The organism is Enterobacter cloacae complex sp. SHL009, assembly GCF_049237205.1.
GTDB classification, from domain to species: Bacteria; Pseudomonadota; Gammaproteobacteria; order Enterobacterales; family Enterobacteriaceae; genus Enterobacter; species Enterobacter cloacae_M.
Genome location: NZ_JBMKIW010000005.1, coordinates 1 through 18,816, shown reverse-complemented (window position 1 = coordinate 18,816; position 18,816 = coordinate 1). Strand labels below are relative to the sequence as shown.

Sequence of the window (18,816 nt, the reverse complement as noted above, 5' to 3'; positions counted from 1 at the left end):
CGATGAGCAACCAGACTCAACAACACGAGCAGCAGGCGGGTCAGGCGTTCAGCCAGGATGAATTCAGCGCGCTGCTGAACAAAGAGTTCCGCCCAAAAACCGATCAGGCCCGTTCAGCCGTAGAAAGCGCGGTTAAAACGCTGGCGCAGCAGGCGCTGGAAAACACCGTCACTTTCTCCAACGACACCTACCGCACCATTCAGAACCTGATCGCCGGTATTGACGAGCAGCTGTCGCAGCAGGTGAATCAGATCATTCACCACGACGAGTTTCAGAAGCTGGAGAGCGCCTGGCGCGGTCTGAGCTACCTGGTGAACAACACTGAAACTGACGAGATGCTGAAGATCCGCTTTATGAGCATCTCCAAGCAGGAGCTGGGCCGCACCCTGAAGCGCTTCAAGGGCGTGGGCTGGGACCAGAGCCCGATCTTCAAGAAGATCTACGAGCAGGAGTACGGTCAGTTCGGCGGCGAGCCGTTTGGCTGCATCGTCGGCGACTACTACTTCGACCACAGCCCGCAGGACGTTGAGCTGCTGGGCGAAATGGCGCGCATCGGCTCTGCGGCGCACTGTCCGTTTATCACCGGTACCGCACCGGGCGTGATGCAGATGGAATCCTGGCAGGAGCTGGCTAACCCGCGCGATCTGACCAAGATCTTCCAGAACACCGAATACGCCGCCTGGCGTTCGCTGCGTGAATCCGAAGATGCCCGCTATCTGGGGCTGGTGATGCCGCGCTTCCTGTCGCGTCTGCCGTACGGCATTCGCACCAACCCGGTGGACAGCTTTGACTTTGAAGAGCAGACCGACGGCGCGAACCACAACAGCTACTCCTGGGCGAACGCCGCGTACGCGATGGCCGCCAACATCAACCGTTCCTTCAAAGAGTACGGCTGGTGCACCTCGATTCGCGGCGTGGAGTCCGGCGGGGCGGTGGAAAACCTGCCGTGCCACACCTTCCCGAGCGATGACGGCGGCGTGGACATGAAGTGCCCGACCGAGATTGCCATCAGCGATCGTCGTGAAGCCGAGCTGGCGAAAAACGGCTTTATGCCGCTGGTTCACCGCAAAAACTCCGACTTTGCGGCATTCATCGGCGCGCAGTCGCTGCAGAAGCCGGCCGAGTACCACGACCCGGATGCCACCGCCAACGCGCGTCTGGCCTCTCGTCTGCCGTACCTGTTCGCCTGCTGCCGCTTTGCCCACTACCTGAAGTGCATCGTGCGCGACAAAATCGGCTCCTTCCGCGAGCGCGAAGAGATGGAGCGCTGGCTGAACGACTGGGTCATGAACTACGTCGACGGTGACCCGGCGAACTCCTCTCAGGAGACCAAGTCCCGTAAACCGCTGGCCGCTGCGGAAGTGCAGGTGCAGGAGATTGAAGATAACCCGGGCTACTACGCCGCGAAGTTCTTCCTGCGTCCTCACTACCAGCTGGAAGGTCTGACCGTTTCCCTGCGTCTGGTTTCTAAACTGCCGTCGCTGAAGACGAAAGACGCGTGATGAGTGTAGCCGGCCCATTGGGCCGGCAAAGTTAACTACATTGGCATAATTCATATAGAAAACCATCGATGCTCATTAACTTCAGGAGGAATCAACATTGGGAACGAGTTCATCAAAAGAAATTGCAGATGGCATGTTGAAGATTTTTGATACGCGTAAACAGAGTGGTCCAGAAATTTTCGCTCGCAGCGCGGTCGATGGTTTTATGTCAATCCCAGAAGACTTATGGATGTTAACCAAAGATTTTCTGGATACTGACCATCGGTGGCGAAATGAAACAGATAAAATTAGGTTGTTAACGCTAATCAAAAAAGGGCTTACATCAGAAGATGTGCGTCGGTTAATCAATACAGTGGTCAAACGTTATCTGTCTGGTTTATCTGAAGAGCAATCTAAGGAGCTCCTCCTAAAAGTAGGTGGGTCGCAAGTAGGTGGTATAGCCTTTAAAATGGTTTTCGTAAATGAATTAATTACGCTATTCGTTTCAAAAATTGTTCCGCGATTTCTTGTTTCTGCAGGGCTTACTGGTGTGTTAAGTGTGGGTGCTTCAATTTCTCGCTCAGTATATACCTCATACGATCTGTTAAAATTAAACAAAGATATTTACTATGAGTTGCGTGGTGCGGGTGATTTAGATTTATTATATTTTCTCGTTGAAGATAATGTTAAGCCATTTATTGAAGCTATAAATTTCCAACAAAGTCATGGTGCTATAGATAAAGAGATTTTTAGCCGATTTTTAGCAGGAGCTACTCGTGTTTGAAAGAGCATCAAAGTACGTTATAGTCTATCTCATGCTTATTGTCTCATTTATGCTTTTTTTCTCAACTCTTGGCTATTATATTTTTGTTTTTGATTGGTCGGTAACCACCTTAGAAATAACGATAAATACAGTTCTATTAATCATTCTTTTAGCTGCATCTATCGCTATTTACTATTTTGCGGAAAAATTAAAGTCAAGACTTTGATTTGCGCAAGGACTTTAGTGAGAAGTAAGATGCCAAAAGGATGATCAGCAAAAAAACCAATTTCCCAAAAAGTAAGCCTGCAGAAGTTGTAGTGATTTTTTCTAATGAAAATACATACCAGGCTGATTGGAAAAGATCTACAGTTGTGAAAATTGCGATAACTAAAAATACGACTGTCAGTATTAATAACATTATTTTCTTCATTTTATGTTGCCTTATATGAATGATAGACGGTTGAAAATATTCTAGATGATGCAGTGAATGATTGTCTAGCGCTTAGTTACCATGAGGTGTGACTAACCATAATTTAGGGTGGTTGCAATTGCAGGCACTCTGAAGAGTCTGTACGAAGTACGAATTCGACAGGCTAGAGGCAGAGGTAAAATATGGACGGTTTTATTCAGCCCCATGCTTTCCTGTTTGCCATATAAGTGCTTTTTCGAAAGCAATATTGTTCATCCACGAAGAGTAGATATTATGGCTATTGATATGTTTCTGAAGGTCGAGGGTGTTACGGGCGAATCTAAAGATTCTAACCACACCGGCTGGACTGATATTACCTCCTTCTCCTGGGGCGCTTCCCAGCCAGGTAATATGAGCGTTGGCGGTGGCGGCGGTGCCGGTAAAGTTAACTTTAACGACCTGCACGTTAACGCGCTGATCGACAAATCCACCACCGCTATCCTGAAACACTGCGCCAGCGGTAAACACCTGACTAAAGTTGAGCTGTCCGTCTGTAAAGCCGGCGGCCAGCAGGTGGAATACTCCCGCATCACGCTGGAAGATGTGCTGGTGACCTCTGTTCAGTACACCGGTGCTGACAACGGCGACACCGTTGGTGTGACCTATGCATTCCAGGCTGCGAAAGTGAAACAGCAGTACTGGGAGCAGACCACGTCGGGTGGTAAAGGTGCTGAAAGCAGCGCTGGCTGGAACATCAAAGAAAACAAAGAAGCGTAATTGCGTATGTGGCCGGGGAGTTTTCCCCGGTCATTATCAACCTCAAGAGCCCTCAGGATTGGCGGGCATGATTATGCAAAAGTTATTCGGTGTGTTTGCAGTCACGTTGATGGTCAGCGCCTGTTTGTCTCATCCAGGACAATATCAGTCGCTTTCGGTTACGCTGAAAAATAATGAACCCTGCTTTGCTATCCCTGCTAATTCCGGGTTAGACGCGCCTGTCACCAGCCATTCGCCCACCATAATGATACGCGCGGGAAATGAATGGAAAGCGATATCGCCGCCGTCAACGTTTAGCCCCGAGGTGACGTTAACGACCCAGCAGTGTCACCAGTGGAAGGGGATTGCGTGGCAAGCCGGAGAATATGATGTTGCCTTGAAAGTGTCAGAAAAAAACGATTCTATTCGCTATGCGGCCCGTTTCACCTTACAAGAAGGTCCTTCAGGCCAGTTTAAGCTTACGCAGACTGAATAGAATGTTTTAACCCCAAACGTCGCCGTTCTCGCCCCGAGAGCGACAGCCCCATCCTGAGCTTCTTATCAAGGAGAAACAAGATGTCTCAAATGCGTCCTGCTTTTGGTGCCGCCTGGAACAGATTCAGAGAAGTGAACATAAGCGTAGAACAGGTTGGCAAATTGTTGGGTGGAAAAGTTCAGCATAATATCGACGCCGGTATTTTTAAAAATGCCTGCCCAATTCGTATGAGCTACGTTTTAAATTACTGTGGCATTCCGATTCCTTCTAACAGTAAATATGCGACAGTGACCGGAAACGACAAAAAGCGCTATATGTTCCGCGTTAAAGATATGATTTCATTTCTACCCACGGTACTGGGCAATGCCGATATGTCTGTCTCTTCTCCCACTCCTGCGCAATTTGCAGGCAAACAGGGCATTATCATCTTCACCGGGCACGGCTGGAGCGACGCTACCGGGCATGTCACACTCTGGAATGGAAATATTTGCTCTGATGATTGCCATTTTCTGGGCTCACCGGGTAATGGTTCATTTATTCCGACCAACGCAACATTCTGGAGCCTGAAATGAAACGTTTATTACTGCTGATCCTGGCTATAAATGCCCCTGCTGTTTATGCCCAAACCCTGCCTGATGTTAGCGCTTTTTCTCAGCAACAAATCTTTGAAAACTGGGTGCAAAATCGATGCATCAGTAAGATTGCGGACAGTAAAAGTCTCAAAGATGATGCAGAGGCCAGTGCAGCCGCATGGCTGGAAGCAAGCAATCTCCCTGCTGAGAATTTTGAAAAAGCTGACAAGGTGATTGTTTCTTTACTGAAAGAGAAAGTAGGCGGTACCGAACCGGGTCAATATCAGGTTTTAAAGTGCAGCTTAATCGCCAATAGCGAAGCGATTCGTCCGCTCAAAACGCCAGAATAGAACAGATGGAATCGGCCCCCAAACGCCGCCGTTCTCGCTCCGAGAGCGGCAGCGTTTGAGCGCTAATCATACCAGCAGGAATACGCCATGCGATTCACGATTATTTCTACGAAACCCGGTCATCAGCCGCCGCAAAGCAGCTGTGATTTTTACGCCCCGGGCGGCACCATTGGGCGCGGTACGGATAACAATCTGGTGTTGCCGGACAATGACCGCACCATCTCTCGTCTGCAGGCCATTGTTCACGTTGACGCCCAGGGCGAATGCCGCGTGACCAACCGTGGCAGCGTCACCCGCGTGGTATTAAATGACATTCCGCTGGAGCGAGGGCGTCAGGTTGAGCTGCAGGATGGCGACATTCTCGGTATTGATGACTACCGTATCGAAGTGTCCGAACTGATCCACGATACGCAGCCCGTGAGCCGTATGGCGGCCAGCATGCATCAGCAGGCGCGTCCGGCAGCCGCACCCGCGCCCGCTGCGCAACCGAAGCCGGCGAGCGCCGCACCGCGCGGGAAGGCCGAGCCAACCGCCGTGCCAACGGAGATCTGGGATAGCCTGATGCAGGAGTTCTCCATCTCCGACAGCATCTCCAGCAACCGTACAAAACCGCAGCCTGCTGCATCGCACGATCCGTTCTCCCAGCCTTCGGCCCCGGAACGTAACGCTGAAGATCCGCTGGCGATGTTCAACGACAGCGATCCAAAGCTCGAGCGTAAGAACGTTGACCCGGACACGCTGTTCAGCGACGAAGCGTTGTTCAAAAAAGAGAGTATTTTTGACGACGTCACCCCGTCAACGCTGGTGCCGCCGGGCGAGACGACCCCCGCTAAGCAAGAAGACGAGGCGACGGACGAACTCGATCCGCTGGCCCTGTTTGGCGGTAAGGCCAGCGCGCCAGCCGCGCGTAATGACGACCCGCTCGGGCTGATGGGCGGCGCCCCATTAACCCATCCGGATGACATTCTTACCGAAAAGCCTGCGCCAGTGCCGGAACCCGCGCAGGAAGAGGACGTGCTGGCCGATTCTCCGCTGTTCGCCCCTGAGCCGCAGGAAGAACCGCGTGCTGAAGAAGAGCCCGCGCGACCGGATTACGCAGGCTTCACCATGCCTACGCCACAGGCCGTTGCGCGCAGCAGCGCTCAGGCCCCGAAGGGCCGTCTGCGCATCGACCCAGTCAATAACGCCGCCGCCCCAACCGCTACGGCGAATAGCGGTGAGAAGGGCGAAGTGCTGCAGGGCGAGCTGCTGGAGGCGCTGCTGGAAGGCATGGGGCTGAGCGAAATGCAGCCCGTCCCGCAGTTTGACCGGGAAAATATGCGACAGCTCGGGCAAATCCTCGGTATGTTCTCTCAGGGGACCGTGGCGCTGCTCTCCTCGCGTTCCATTCTCAAGCGTGGCGTGAAGGCCGATATGACGATGGTGCTGGACGATGCCAACAACCCGTTCAAGCTGTTGCCGACCGGCAAAACCGTGCTGATCCAGATGTTCGGCACCCCGATGCCGGGCTTTATGCCGCCGACCAAATCCGTGCGCGACGCGCTTATCGATCTGCAGGCGCACCAGCTGGGCATGATCTCCGGTATCCGCGCCATCATTGCCGCGATGCTGCAGTCCTTTAACCCGGAACAGCTGGAAGAGCAGGCGAAGCAGAATGGGATGACCTCTCGTCTGGCGCTGCCGGGCAGCCGCAAAGCCGCCCTGTGGGACTATTTTGTTCGCAGCTATGGCGAGACGGCTGGCGAGATTGAGGATGACTTCCATACCCTGTTCGGCGAGGCCTTCCTTCACGCGTACGACATGGAGGTAAATCAGTACAAAGACTCACAGAGCGGATCGGAAGACAAATGAATATCGCAACGGCTTCTCTCTCCCGCCAGGGGACGCGCGCCAGCAACCAGGATCAGACGGGAGAAACCATAGGGGAACGTTCAGCATGCTTTGTCGTCTGCGACGGCATCGCGGGCCTGCCGGGCGGTGAGGTGGCTGCAGAGCTGGCCCGCAACAGCATTATCTCCCGCTTCGATGGCGACAAACATCTTAATGCGCAGCATATCCGCGACTACGTGCAGACGGCGAACCGCACCATCCTCAGCGAACAGCAGGCCGTTCAGGACTATCGCCGGATGGGCACGACGCTGGTCAGCCTGTTCATTGACCGTGATTACGGTCTGGCCTACTGGGCGCACGCCGGAGACAGCCGCCTGTACCTGTTTCGCCGGGGATGGCTGTGGCATGTGACCACCGACCACAGCCTGGTGCAGCAGATGAAAGACGCCGGGCACCAGACCGACGATCTCAACAGCAATCTGCTGTACCTCGCGCTGGGGATTGAAAACGGCGGGCCGGAAGCGAGCTACAGCGACGTGGTGCAGGTTGAAGACGGCGATGCATTCTTACTCTGCACCGACGGGTTCTGGCACGGCGTTAGCGAAGAGCAAATGAAGCAGTCGCTGCATATGGTCAATACGCCGCAGGAGTGGCTGACCTTAATGAACCAAATCATTCAAAAGAATGGCGAACAGGAGGGGAATGCTCAGGATAACTATACTGCCCTGGCGGTATGGATGGGCAACCCTCAGGACACCACTTTGCTGCACACCCTCTCTGACGCAGCACAATTTCTTCCCTGCGGAACTGATTAGACACACAAGGAACGATATGAAACTTTGGCTATCGGGTTTGGCACTTCTGGCGGTCACCTCCACCGCGCAGGCTGAGAATTTCCGCATCGTGCAGTCTCCTGCGCAGAAGCTGGATATCTGGATCGACAACATCAAAGACAACACGCCGCAGAGCTGGTGTAAGCCTGAGGTGGCGCTGCGCATTGTGGCGAATGGTAAGAAAGACGTCTCCGTGCTGGAGAATTTTGTGCCGCGTCTTGGCTCCCTGCTGGAACACCAGTGCAGCAAAGTGAATAAGCTTAGCTGGACGCTCAACGATCCGGCGGGTACCACGCTGGCGCAGGGTACGGCAGGCAAAGCGCAGGACTGGGCGCTGGTGGTGAAACAGGAGCAGGCCGCACCTGCTGCGACCGTCACCGCAACCCCAGCCAGCGGCGCTCTGCTGCCGCCGGACCAGAACGTGGCTTCCCGCACCGTTGCCGCCGACCGTACGCCGTGGCAGGAGTTTACGCTTCAGGACGGCTGCCACCTGCGCACCTTCTGGGAAGGGGGCGCTTCCGCTCCGGCGCTCTTTATTCCGGATTCTGACACCACCCGCTGCGGTAACGGCAGCTGGCTGAGCGGACACACCGTGGTTTCGCAGTCCCGCAACGGTGGACAGAAAGAGATGGCGGTGACCTACATTCATGGCTTCCCGGTGGCGGGTCTGAATCAAAGCGCCGATCCTGAAAACGCGCTGATCACCTCCGTCAACAAAGAGCGCATGGTGTTCAGCACCCCAGACAGCGACCAGAGCTGGATGATCCTGCCTTACGATAGCGCCCTGAACAGCTGGAAAAGCAACGGCACCGTAGCGGTGGAGATCTCCCGTGAAATTGCCAGCGATGATGCAAAACTGCAGGCGCGTATTGCGGCGGTGAAAAAAACCTGGAGCGCCTGGGTCGCACCCGGCACGCCGCTGAATATCGTGCTGATTGACACCCTGCGTCCTCAGCTGCGCGATCCGGCCGTTGGCGCATGGCGCGCGGCGAATTAAGGAGTGGCTATGAATACGCTCTATCAACACCTGGCGGGCGAGCCGCTCAGCGATGCGCTGGCGCGTCTGGAAGCTGAAATCAAAGCCCGTCCGGCAGATGCCGACCTCCGCGCCGCGTTCGTGCAGTTTTTAACCCTCAGCGGCAACTGGACGCGCGCGCTGACCCAGCTGAAAAGCTGGCTGGCGCTGAAGCCTCAGGCGAAGCCCACCGTCACGCTGCTGGAGCAATCCATTCAGGGCGAACTGCAGCGCGCGCAGGTGATGGCGGGACAGGCGCGTCCGGCTATGCCTGAAACCCAGTGGCCGTGGCTGACGACCCTGGCCTCGGCGCTGAGCGAGGAGGGCGAGCGCGCCCGGGAACTGCGTCTCGAAGCCCTCGAACAGGCGCAGGCCACTGCGGGTCACATCACACTCGAAAACGAGGAGACGCAGGCTTTCGAGTGGCTGATGGACGGCGATGCCCGTCTCGGCCCGGTCTGCGAAACCATCGTGAACGGTCGTTATTTCTGGCTGCCGTTCAGCGCCATCGCGGAGATCCGTTTCCAGGCGCCCGCCAGCGTGACCGATCTGGTCTGGCGTCACGCGCTGGTGCGCCTGACCGACGGTATGGAGCAGGTGTGTCAGATCCCGGCGCGTTATCCGTTTGCTGACGATGCCACCGATGCGGTCAGGCTGGGCCGCACCACCGAATGGCAGCCGCTCGACGAAGACGGCACTCTTTACGAAGGCAGGGGCCAGAAGGCCTGGCTGAGCGAGCAAAGCGAATACCCGCTGCTGTCATTAAGCCTCGTGACGTTTGCGACGGATGGAGCCGATGAGTAATCCCGCTGGCGAAGGCGATCTGCTGCGCAGCGGCTGGCAAGCCCGCAGCAGGCAGGAGAAAGTGGGGGCGCGCGACAAAATGCAGCCCTCGCTGCTGGATCGGCTCACCGATAACGACCCGGAAAAAAAACGCGAGTCGGCCAACAGCAATCTGATCACCCACGCCGCCCTGCGGCGCAACGTCCTGCGCGATCTGCAGTGGCTGTTTAATACCATCAACCACGATGCCTCCGGCGACTTGAGCGACTTGCCGCACGTGAAGCGCTCGGTGGTCAACTTCGGCGTCGCGCCGCTGGCCGGGAAAAGGATGTCGGATATCGAATGGCACGACATTCAGCGCAAGCTCACCGAGGCCATCATCAATTTTGAACCGCGCATTTTGCCGCAGGGGCTGCAGGTCCGCTGCGTGTCGGATACCTCCTCGCTGGATCTGCACAATGTGCTCTCCATCGAGATCAAAGGGCGTCTGTGGTGTGTGCCGTACCCGCTGGAGTTTCTGTTTCGTACCGATGTCGATCTGGAAAACGGCCATTTTGAACTGAAAGATGCGGGGTAATCATGGAAAGTAAACTGCTCGAATATTACAACCGCGAGCTGGCCTACCTGCGCGAAATGGGGGCCGAGTTTGCCGAACGCTACCCAAAAGTCGCCGGACGGCTGGGCATGCGCGGCATCGAAGTGGCGGACCCGTATACCGAACGTCTGATGGAGGGCTTCGCCTTCCTGACCTCCCGCGTGCAGATGAAAATGGACGCGGAGTTTCCGCGCTTCTCCCAGCGTCTGCTGGAGATGATTGCGCCTAACTATCTCGCGCCCACGCCGTCGATGGCGATCGCGGAGATTGAGCCCGACAGCAGCCGGGGCGATCTGAGCAAGGGCTTCATTGTGCCGCGCGGCACCATGATGGACAGCCTGGCGCTAAAAAAAACCGGCGTGACCTGCAGCTATACCACGGCGCACGAGGTCAACCTGCTGCCGCTGAAAATCGACAAGGTCGAGCTGGGCGGCGTGCCCGCCGATCTGCCGCTGGCGCAGCTGGGGCTGAGCCAGCGGCAGATCGGCAGCGCCTTAAGGATCCGCATCGCCTGCGACGGCCCGCAAAACCTCGGACACCTGGATTTCGACCGTCTGGAATTTTTCCTCGGCGGTCCGGACATTGAAGCGCTGAAGCTGCTGGAGCTGGTGATGGAGCATCACGCCGGGATCGTCTGCCAGACGGTCAGCCCGCAGCCGCAGCGACAGCTGCTGGCGTCGGACGCGCTGCGCCAGGAGGGCTTTGAGCCTGACCAGGCTCTGCTTCCCGACGATCTGCGCAACTTTGACGGCTACCGCCTGCTGCAGGAGTATTTCGCCTTTCCGGCCCGCTTCCGCTTCATCAGCCTGAGCGGTCTGGGCACGCTTATCGAACGCTGTGAAGGCGAAAAAGCCTTCGACATCTTCATTCTGCTGGATAAGTCGGATGAACAGCTGGAGCGCGTGGTCGATGCCAGCCATCTGGCGCTGCACTGTACGCCGGTCATCAACCTGTTTCCAAAGGTCGCGGCGCGTCAGAAGCTGAATGAAGGCCAGCATGAATACCATCTGGTGGTCGATAACATTCGTCCGCTGGATTATGAAATTTACGCGGTCAAAAAAATTTATGGCAGCGCTGACGGTCAGCGCGATGACCAGACGTTTCGTCCATTCTGGAGCACCTGGAGCGGCGATGCGGGCAACTATGGAGCCTATTTTTCCCTGCGCCGCGAACAGCGCGTGTTGTCCGAGCACGCCCTGCGCTACGGCACCCGTACCGGATATATCGGTTCAGAGGTGTTTGTTTCGCTGGTGGATGAACAGCACGCCCCGTGGCAGGAAAACCTGCGCTATATCTCTGCCGAGGTGCTGTGCACCAGCCGCGACCTGCCGCTGATGCTGCAGCAGGAGCTCGGGCAGTTCATTATGGCCGATTCTATGCCGGTGAAATCCCTCACCCTGCGCAAAGGCCCGACGCCGCCGCGCCCGGCGCTGGCGGAAGGGTTCAGCACCTGGCGACTCATCAGCCAGCTGCAGATGAACTACCTCAGCCTGATGGACAGCGAAAACGAAGACGGCGCGGCCGCGTTGCGCCAGCTGTTAGGGCTGTACGCCAATCTGGCAGAAACGCCCGTTGCGCGTCAGGTGGAGGGGGTACGCCACTGCGTGCTGGAGCCGGTTCACCGCCGCGTGCCTGAACCCGGCCCGGTCGTTTTCGCCCGCGGGATCGGCATCACCCTGACGGTCGATGAGCGAGCCTTTTCCGGCGCCAGCCCGTGGCTTTTTGGCAGCGTGATGGAGCGTCTCTTTGCCCGCCTGGTGTCCATCAACAGCTTTACGGAGTTCACCCTGAAAAGTCAGCAGCGCGGCGAGATTGGCTACTGGGCGCCGCGCATGGGTAAAAGGGCGCTGATATGAGTGACGCTGCTACTGCACCGCTGCGCGTGCATCGCCTGACCCGGCTGCCGGACGCGTTCTGGCAAGGGGTTCGCGAGACGCCCTGGCGCTACGATCTGTTTCAGCTGTTAAGGCGCATTGATGCCCAGGGCGGCGAGCGCTACCCGCTGGGACGCGCACCGTTGCCGAAATTTGAGCCGCTGCGCATCGGCCAGCAGCCGTCGATGAGTTTTGCGCCGTCGACGCTGGCTCAGGTACGCCAGCGCGAAGAAAGCGGGCTGCACGAGGTGTCTATCCTCAGCTTCGGCCTGTTTGGCCCGAACGGCCCGCTGCCGGTCCACATGACCGAATACGCCCGCGAGCGTATTTATCATCATCAGGACACCAGCCTCAGCGCGTTTGCCGACCTGTTCCATCACCGCCTTGCGCTGCTGTTTTACCGCGCCTGGGCGGATGCGCAGCCGGCCGTCTCCCTGGATCGCGCCGACAACAGGCGCTTTGAGGGGTATCTGGCATCGCTGATTGGCATGGGCCAGCCGGGGCAGATGAACAAAGGCAGCCTGAGCTCGCATGCTCGCTTTACCCACGCCGGACACCTGACCCGTCACGGGCGGGATCCGGAGGGGCTGGAGAAGATCCTGAGCAACTATTTTAAAGCCCCGGTTAAGCTGGTGAGCAACGTGCCGCAGTGGATGCCCCTCTCCACGCGCGAGCAGGCGCAGCTTGGCGCAGGACGCCGCATGCCGCGCATGGGGGAATCCGCCTTTCTCGGCGTCGCCGTCCGCGACGTGCAGCACAAGTTTCGCATCGAAATTGGCCCGCTGAGCGCGGAGGAGTACAACCGTTTTCTGCCGGGTGAAGCCTGGGTCACCGAACTGCGCGACTGGGTGCGTCAGTACGCCGGGGTGGAGTTTGAATGGGAAACGCGGCTGATCCTGCGTGAAGACGCGGTGCAGGGCACCACGCTCGGCAGCAATGGGCGATTAGGCTATAACACCTGGCTGGGCCTTCAGCCGCAGCCTGTCCCGCGTGGCGATCTGGTGTATCGCGCAGAGCGGTAATCCTTCCGTATACCGAATCATTGTTAATGGAAACTAACATGTCAGAAATTAGCCGTGCCGTGCTTTTCGGCAAACTGGATACGCTGTTATTTACCTCTCTGGAAAGCGCCACTGCGTTCTGCAAGCTGCGCGGCAACCCGTACGTTGAGCTGGTGCACTGGATGCATCAGCTGATGCAGCAGCAGGATGGCGATCTGCAGCAGGTCATCCGCCACTTTGCCCTTGATGAACAGCAGCTGACGCGCGATATCGTTGCCGCGCTGGACGTCCTTCCGCGTGGCGCCAGTTCCGTTTCCGATCTCTCCGAGCATATCGACAGCGCTGTGGAGCGCGCCTGGGTCTTCGGCTCGCTGAAGTTTGGCGTCAGCCGTATTCGCGGCGGCCATTTGCTGATCGGCATGCTGAAAACCTGGAACCTGGCCAACGTGCTGAAAAGCATCTCGTCGCAGTTCACCCGCCTTAACGTCGAGGTGCTGATTGAGCAGTTCGACGCGATTTGCGCCAACAGCAAAGAGACGCAGCAGGCCGCTGCCGCCGCAGACGCACCGGCGGGTACGGTACCGGCGGCGCAGGGGACGCTGGCCCAGTACGGCCAGGACCTGACGGCCCGCGCCCGCGAAGGGAAGATTGACCCGGTTGTCGGGCGCGACGAGGAGATCCGCCAGATGGTGGATATCCTGATGCGTCGCCGCCAGAACAACCCGCTGCTGACCGGGGAAGCCGGGGTCGGGAAAACGGCGGTGGTGGAAGGGCTGGCGCTGCGTATCGCCGACGGCGACGTTCCGGAGCCGCTGCAAAATATTCAGCTGTGGCTGCTGGATATCGGCATGCTGCAGGCTGGCGCAGGCATGAAAGGCGAGTTCGAGGCCCGTCTGCAGGCGCTCATTAATGAAGTCCAGTCCAGCGCCACGCCGATCGTTCTGTTTATCGATGAGATCCACACCTTGATTGGCGCAGGCGGCCAGCAGGGGACCGGCGATGCGGCGAACCTGCTGAAGCCTGCCCTGGCGCGCGGACAGCTGCGCACCATCGGCGCTACCACCTGGGCGGAATACAAAAAGTACATCGAGAAAGACCCGGCGCTGACCCGTCGTTTCCAGACGGTGCAGGTCCACGAGCCGGACGAAGCGAAAGCCATTCTGATGCTGCGCAGCACCGTGTCGCCGCTGGAGACGCACCACCAGGTGCTGCTGCTCGACGAAGCGGTCAGCGCGGCGGTGAAGCTGTCGCATCGTTACATCCCGGCGCGTCAGCTGCCGGACAAAGCCGTTGCGCTGCTCGACACCGCCTGCGCCCGCGTCGCGGTCAGCCAGAGCGCGCCGCCTGCGCAGCTGGAAGACTGCCTGCGCCATCTTGCCGCGCTGGACGTTGAGATTGAGATTGCTGAGCGCGAGGCGCGCGTGGGAGCCGGAGATGCCGACCGCGTGACGGCATTACGCACAGAACGCGAAGCGTACGAAACAAAACGCGAAGCCCTGGCCCGGCGCTGGGAAGAAGAGCGCAGCCTGGTGCAGGAGATTATTCGCCTGCGCGCGGCGCTGTTCGCGGCTGGCGAGGACGATAGCGCTGAGCTGCGCGGCCAGCTGGCGGAACGGCAGCAGGCGCTGAACGCCCTGCAGGGCGATGAGCCGCTGCTGTTTGCCGCAGTGGATGAAAACGTCGTTGCCGCGGTGGTCTCCGACTGGACTGGGATCCCGCTGGGCCGGATGGTGAAAAACGAGATCGACGCGGTGCTTAACCTGGCAGACACGCTCAACCAGCGCGTTATCGGCCAGCGTCATGGTCTGGATCTCATTGCCCGCCGCGTGAAAACCTCGCGGGCGAAGCTGGACGATCCCAACAAGCCGGTGGGCGTCTTTATGCTCTGCGGACCGTCCGGCGTCGGTAAAACTGAAACCGCGCTGGCCCTCGCCGAATCCCTGTACGGCGGCGAGCAGAACGTCATCACCATCAACATGAGCGAGTTCCAGGAAGCGCACACCGTTTCCACCTTAAAAGGTGCGCCTCCGGGGTACGTAGGGTATGGTGAAGGTGGCGTGTTGACCGAGGCCGTCCGCCGCCGTCCGTACAGCGTGGTGCTGCTGGACGAAATTGAAAAAGCGCACCCGGACGTCCACGAGATCTTCTTCCAGGTCTTTGATAAAGGCTGGATGGAAGACGGCGAGGGGCGCCACATTGATTTCCGTAACACCATCATTATTCTGACGTCTAACGTCGGCACCGACCTGATTAGCGCCATGTGCGCCGATCCGGAGCTGATGCCGGAGCCTGACGCGTTAAGCGGCGCACTGCGCCAGCCGCTGCTGGAGGTATTCCCACCGGCGCTGCTGGGCCGCCTGCTGGTGGTGCCGTACTACCCGCTCAGCGACGAGATGCTGGGGCAGATTGTTCGCCTGCAGCTCAGGCGCATTCAGCGTCGTCTGGAAGAGAATCACAGCATTATTTCTGAGTTTGACGACAGCGTGGTGGAACAAATTGTTCAGCGCTGTACCGAGGTGGAGTCCGGCGGCCGCATGGTGGATGCTATTCTGACCAACACCTTGCTGCCTCAGATGAGCCAGATCTTACTTACCGCCAGCCGCAGCGACGAGCAGTACCGACGTCTGCACGTCACCTGCGAGCAGGGCGAGTTTCACTGTCAGTTTGCCGCGTAATAATCATCAAGAGAACTGTAAAAGATGACGGATAATGATAACAATCGGACTGTCCCAAACGCGCTCCCGGTCGGGTACCGCTTCAACGAGTTTGAAATCAAAGAGGTGATCGGCGGCGGCGGTTTTGGCATCGTCTATCGCGCGTGGGATCACCAGCTCGAACGCACTATCGCTATCAAAGAATTTATGCCTTCCTCGCTCGCCGTGCGCGGCGACGACATGACCCTGGTGCTGCGCAGCGAGCGCTTTGGCAAAGCGTTTTCCGCAGGCCTGAACAGCTTCATCCAGGAAGCCCGTCTGCTGGCGCGCTTTAACCACCCGAACCTGCTGCACGTCCTGCGTTTCTGGGTGCAAAACGACACGGCCTACATGGGGACGCTGTTTTACAGCGGGACCACGCTTTCGCGCCTGCGCGAAGAAAAGCCGGAGCTGATCAACGAGGCCTGGATCCGGCGCACGCTGCCGATGCTGTTCGGTGCGATCAAGACCATTCACGACGAAGGTTATCTGCACCGCGACATCTCTCTGGATAACATTCAGATCCAGGATAACGGCCTGCCAGTGCTGCTTGATTTCGGCTCCGCGCGCCGCACCATCGGTAACCTCTCCGACGAAACGGAAACCATGCTGCGCCCGGGCTTTGCGCCGATCGAGCAGTACACCGACGACAACGAAAGCGAGCAGGGCCCGTGGACGGATATTTATGCCCTCGGCGCCGTGCTGCGTACCCTGATTGTGGGTTCTCCGCCGCCGGTCAGCGTGGTGCGCTCGATTCAGGATACCTGCAAACCGCTGGTGGAAATCATGCCGCAGGGCTATTCCATTCCGCTGCTGCAGGCCATCGACCGCGCGCTGGCGCTTCACATGGAGGACCGTCCGCAGTCCATCGACGAGTTCGCCGCGCTGATTGAGATGCCGGTCGCGGGTATCAACGATGTGCTGACGGCGAAAAAGCCCGGCACGATGCTGGTACCGGTGGAGGAGGAACAACCGGCTTCGCTGCTCGACTGGCGTCGCTATAAGATCCCGGGCATGGTTGCCGCAGGCGTGCTGGTGGGCGTTGTCGCCGGGGCGATGCTGTTCAGCAGCGGTAATGATGCTCCCGAGCAGGCTGCACAGCCACCGGCAGAGACGCGTCCGACTGAAACCGCCGCTAACACTCCGGACGTGAAGCCGGAAACGGCGAAGGTTAACGAGCAGGCGACGGCCCAGCAGACTCCGCCGCCTGTCGAGAGCCCTGTTGCGCTGGTCTATATCCGCATCCTCGACGGCGAAACGCTGAAAGTGAACGGCGAGCCAAAAGCGCTGCGTCCGGCGACCAACGGCTATGCATCGCTCAAGCTGCCGGCCGGTGAGGTGAAGATTGAACTGCAGGGCAACGGAAGAACGCGTGGCCAGACGCTGGATATCACCAGGCCGGGCACCTGGCTGGTGAATCCGTAGAAATATAAACAGGAGAAACTATGGAAGTGTACGATCTTCGAAGCCAGAGGCTTCATCCAAAGGAATTCGAAAAGATTGTCTCTCCTGTTTATGCGCGGAGCGACGTAGGACGTGAATTTGTTGTGGTGCGCGGTGCTTTAAATCCATTTCACAGCATTGATGGTTTAACGTTGCGACGTCGCTTCGAATTTAATCCTAATGCCGTGTTTGATCCTCTCTACGCACAAAATCTTAGTAAAATTGAACGGTTAATTGACTCAGGAGAAGTAGTTTTAACAGACCACCGTCAACGGACAAAAGCCATATATCCCTTTTTCATCTCTGAGTCAGGAGAGTTGTTTTGTGTAGATGAGAAGATGTACAGCTCAGCTTTCGTGAGTTACATCCTCGAACGTTACCGAAACAATGTCGCTCTATTTGGAAAACCAGCCCCAACGCGTGATTCATTTATTCCATCGACCGCTTACTACGGACCGGGTTACTGGAAAACTGTGGAAGATGATTATCATGGCACAAAAAATGTTGTGATCATGGCGATTAATCGCCTGACGAGCATGGGGGACGAGGGACGGGTGTTTGGATCGGACGGTAAAGATTACATGAATACGTCGCGCGATAAAATCCAGCGCTGGACAGCACTACCCGCAGACCTGGACGGAGTATCACGCGCGTTGATATCTGAAAAATCTGTAATTAGACGATTCGGAGAACAACGATCCATTTATCAGAAATACCTTGAGAGCGATGATGCCTGGGCAGTAAGTGGTAAATCATGGCAATGGATACCTGGAGTCAGAGAAGAGGATTATGAATTTAAAAAGTAAATTATGGTATTTCTGGGGATGTATGGATGTACTGGCTATCTTGCTTTACGCTATAAATTCACTTCGCCAGGACAGGATCCCCTTCATTTCAGATATCATCGCGTTCACAGGGAACTCAGATGTCATTTCAGGAGGCGGTTACAGCTTTATCGTAACCCTCTTTTTTATATTTGATTTGCTTTTGTTGCTTTCTCTTTTTGCTTCGGCCTGGATGTTTTTTAAGAGAAAAAATGTTGCGATTAAGTTTGCCCTTATTCAGGAAGTCTTTCGTCTCATTTCATTCAGATGTTCGGTTTCTCTTTTCCCACTTCTGATAAGTGTGTTTGGTATTTCAAATGTGTGGGTGAATTTAGGGTTGTTTGTTATATCGGAGTTTCTGAAGATATATTCTCTCATTTACGTAATGGGCAAAAGAGAAAAAACTCATTCACTTTGATATATAAATGACGCTCATGCATAGATGCGAACCTCTTTTCTGAATCGCATAAGCTAGATGGAATAAAGATTATGCTCAACCGAATTACCGTTCAGCTCCCGGTGGAGGGGCTTCTGTTCTGGAAACTGACGGGCCGCGAGGCGATGTCCGAGTCGTTTTCGCTGACGCTGACTGTGCTCGGCACGGACGCGCGCATCGACCGCAGTAAGCTGCTGGGCCAGCCGGTCACGGTGACCATCCCGACGCAGAGCCTGCTGACGTCCCGCTATGTTAACGGCAAGATTACCCGCGTGGCGGTCAGCGCCGTCGAGCTGACGGGCACCCGCTATGCGGTGTACCAGCTGACGGTGGAGCCGGACCTGTGGCCGATGAAGCGCGACCGTAACCTGCGCATCTTCCAGGGGCAGACGGTGCCGCAGATTGTCAAAACCCTGCTGGGTGAGCATCAGGTCAACGTTGAGGATAAACTCACCGGCAGCTACCGGGTGTGGGACTACTGCGTGCAGTATCAGGAGTCGAGCCTGGACTTCATCAGCCGCCTGATGGAGCTGGAGGGGATTGCCTATCACTTCAGCCATGAGGCGGACAAACACACCCTGGTGCTGACCGATGCCGCCACGCAGCATCAGCCGTTCAGCGGCTATGAGGTTATTCCTTACCACCAGACGCCGTCAGGCGGC

The 18,816-nt window shown here is 57.0% G+C and carries 18 protein-coding genes; all 18 read left to right on the top strand.

Going from position 1 to position 18,816, the window contains the following annotated elements; translation table 11 throughout:
• Positions 1-2 precede the first annotated feature (2 nt).
• The gene (gene tssC / locus ACOTZC_RS13070) at positions 3-1,502 is read left to right on the top strand and encodes a type VI secretion system contractile sheath large subunit (protein ID WP_023336028.1); all 1,500 of its coding nucleotides are present in this window, start codon (positions 3-5) and stop codon (positions 1,500-1,502) included.
• Between the two features lie 97 nt (positions 1,503-1,599).
• Entirely contained in the window at positions 1,600-2,265 is a 666-nt protein-coding gene (locus ACOTZC_RS13065) for a hypothetical protein (RefSeq protein WP_226855178.1), read from the top strand.
• Positions 2,266-2,947: 682 nt separating this feature from the next.
• A complete protein-coding gene (locus tag ACOTZC_RS13060) occupies positions 2,948-3,430 on the top strand; it encodes an Hcp family type VI secretion system effector (RefSeq protein ID WP_008502640.1) in 483 nt (160 codons plus the stop codon).
• A gap of 67 nt (positions 3,431-3,497) precedes the next feature.
• Positions 3,498-3,905 carry a putative T6SS immunity periplasmic lipoprotein gene (locus ACOTZC_RS13055; protein ID WP_045404297.1) on the top strand — a complete coding sequence of 136 codons (408 nt, stop codon included), beginning with the start codon at positions 3,498-3,500 and terminating at the stop codon, positions 3,903-3,905.
• Between the two features lie 80 nt (positions 3,906-3,985).
• On the top strand, positions 3,986-4,477 hold the full coding sequence (locus ACOTZC_RS13050) for a type VI secretion system amidase effector protein Tae4 (protein ID WP_045404296.1): 492 nt from the start codon (positions 3,986-3,988) through the stop codon (positions 4,475-4,477).
• Positions 4,474-4,827 (top strand): T6SS amidase immunity protein Tai4 family protein, encoded by a 354-nt coding sequence (locus tag ACOTZC_RS13045; RefSeq protein ID WP_047173191.1) that lies wholly within the window; start codon positions 4,474-4,476, stop codon positions 4,825-4,827. Before ACOTZC_RS13050 ends, ACOTZC_RS13045 begins: the two co-directional genes overlap by 4 nt.
• Positions 4,828-4,914: 87 nt before the next feature.
• Positions 4,915-6,678 carry a type VI secretion system-associated FHA domain protein TagH gene (gene tagH, locus ACOTZC_RS13040; protein ID WP_047173190.1) on the top strand — a complete coding sequence of 588 codons (1,764 nt, stop codon included), beginning with the start codon at positions 4,915-4,917 and terminating at the stop codon, positions 6,676-6,678.
• Complete coding sequence (locus ACOTZC_RS13035; protein ID WP_023336024.1) at positions 6,675-7,472, top strand: PP2C family protein-serine/threonine phosphatase; 798 nt, start codon at positions 6,675-6,677, stop codon at positions 7,470-7,472. The genes tagH and ACOTZC_RS13035 overlap by 4 nt, the downstream gene beginning before the upstream one ends.
• A gap of 16 nt (positions 7,473-7,488) precedes the next feature.
• Complete coding sequence (locus ACOTZC_RS13030; protein ID WP_047173189.1) at positions 7,489-8,487, top strand: hypothetical protein; 999 nt, start codon at positions 7,489-7,491, stop codon at positions 8,485-8,487.
• A 9-nt stretch (positions 8,488-8,496) separates the two neighbouring features.
• Complete coding sequence (locus tag ACOTZC_RS13025; RefSeq protein ID WP_047173188.1) at positions 8,497-9,309, top strand: type VI secretion system accessory protein TagJ; 813 nt, start codon at positions 8,497-8,499, stop codon at positions 9,307-9,309.
• Positions 9,302-9,865, top strand: coding sequence for a type VI secretion system baseplate subunit TssE (tssE, locus tag ACOTZC_RS13020; RefSeq protein ID WP_047173187.1), 564 nt, complete (start codon positions 9,302-9,304; stop codon positions 9,863-9,865). The genes ACOTZC_RS13025 and tssE overlap by 8 nt, the downstream gene beginning before the upstream one ends.
• Before the next feature lie 2 nt (positions 9,866-9,867).
• Positions 9,868-11,739 carry a type VI secretion system baseplate subunit TssF gene (gene tssF / locus ACOTZC_RS13015; protein ID WP_023312147.1) on the top strand — a complete coding sequence of 624 codons (1,872 nt, stop codon included), beginning with the start codon at positions 9,868-9,870 and terminating at the stop codon, positions 11,737-11,739.
• Complete coding sequence (gene tssG / locus ACOTZC_RS13010; RefSeq protein WP_348942128.1) at positions 11,736-12,779, top strand: type VI secretion system baseplate subunit TssG; 1,044 nt, start codon at positions 11,736-11,738, stop codon at positions 12,777-12,779. Before tssF ends, tssG begins: the two co-directional genes overlap by 4 nt.
• Positions 12,780-12,817: 38 nt before the next feature.
• Complete coding sequence (tssH, locus tag ACOTZC_RS13005) at positions 12,818-15,433, top strand: type VI secretion system ATPase TssH (protein ID WP_421635811.1); 2,616 nt, start codon at positions 12,818-12,820, stop codon at positions 15,431-15,433.
• A 24-nt stretch (positions 15,434-15,457) separates the two neighbouring features.
• Positions 15,458-16,876 carry a serine/threonine protein kinase gene (locus ACOTZC_RS13000; protein WP_421635810.1) on the top strand — a complete coding sequence of 473 codons (1,419 nt, stop codon included), beginning with the start codon at positions 15,458-15,460 and terminating at the stop codon, positions 16,874-16,876.
• 20 nt (positions 16,877-16,896) lie between these two features.
• Positions 16,897-17,700: a hypothetical protein gene (locus ACOTZC_RS12995; RefSeq protein ID WP_045404277.1), complete on the top strand. Its 804-nt coding sequence runs from the start codon at positions 16,897-16,899 to the stop codon at positions 17,698-17,700.
• Complete coding sequence (locus ACOTZC_RS12990; protein WP_045404275.1) at positions 17,684-18,136, top strand: hypothetical protein; 453 nt, start codon at positions 17,684-17,686, stop codon at positions 18,134-18,136. Before ACOTZC_RS12995 ends, ACOTZC_RS12990 begins: the two co-directional genes overlap by 17 nt.
• Before the next feature lie 71 nt (positions 18,137-18,207).
• The coding region (locus ACOTZC_RS12985) for a type VI secretion system Vgr family protein (RefSeq protein ID WP_421635809.1) at positions 18,208-18,816 on the top strand (609 nt) is incomplete at its 3' end.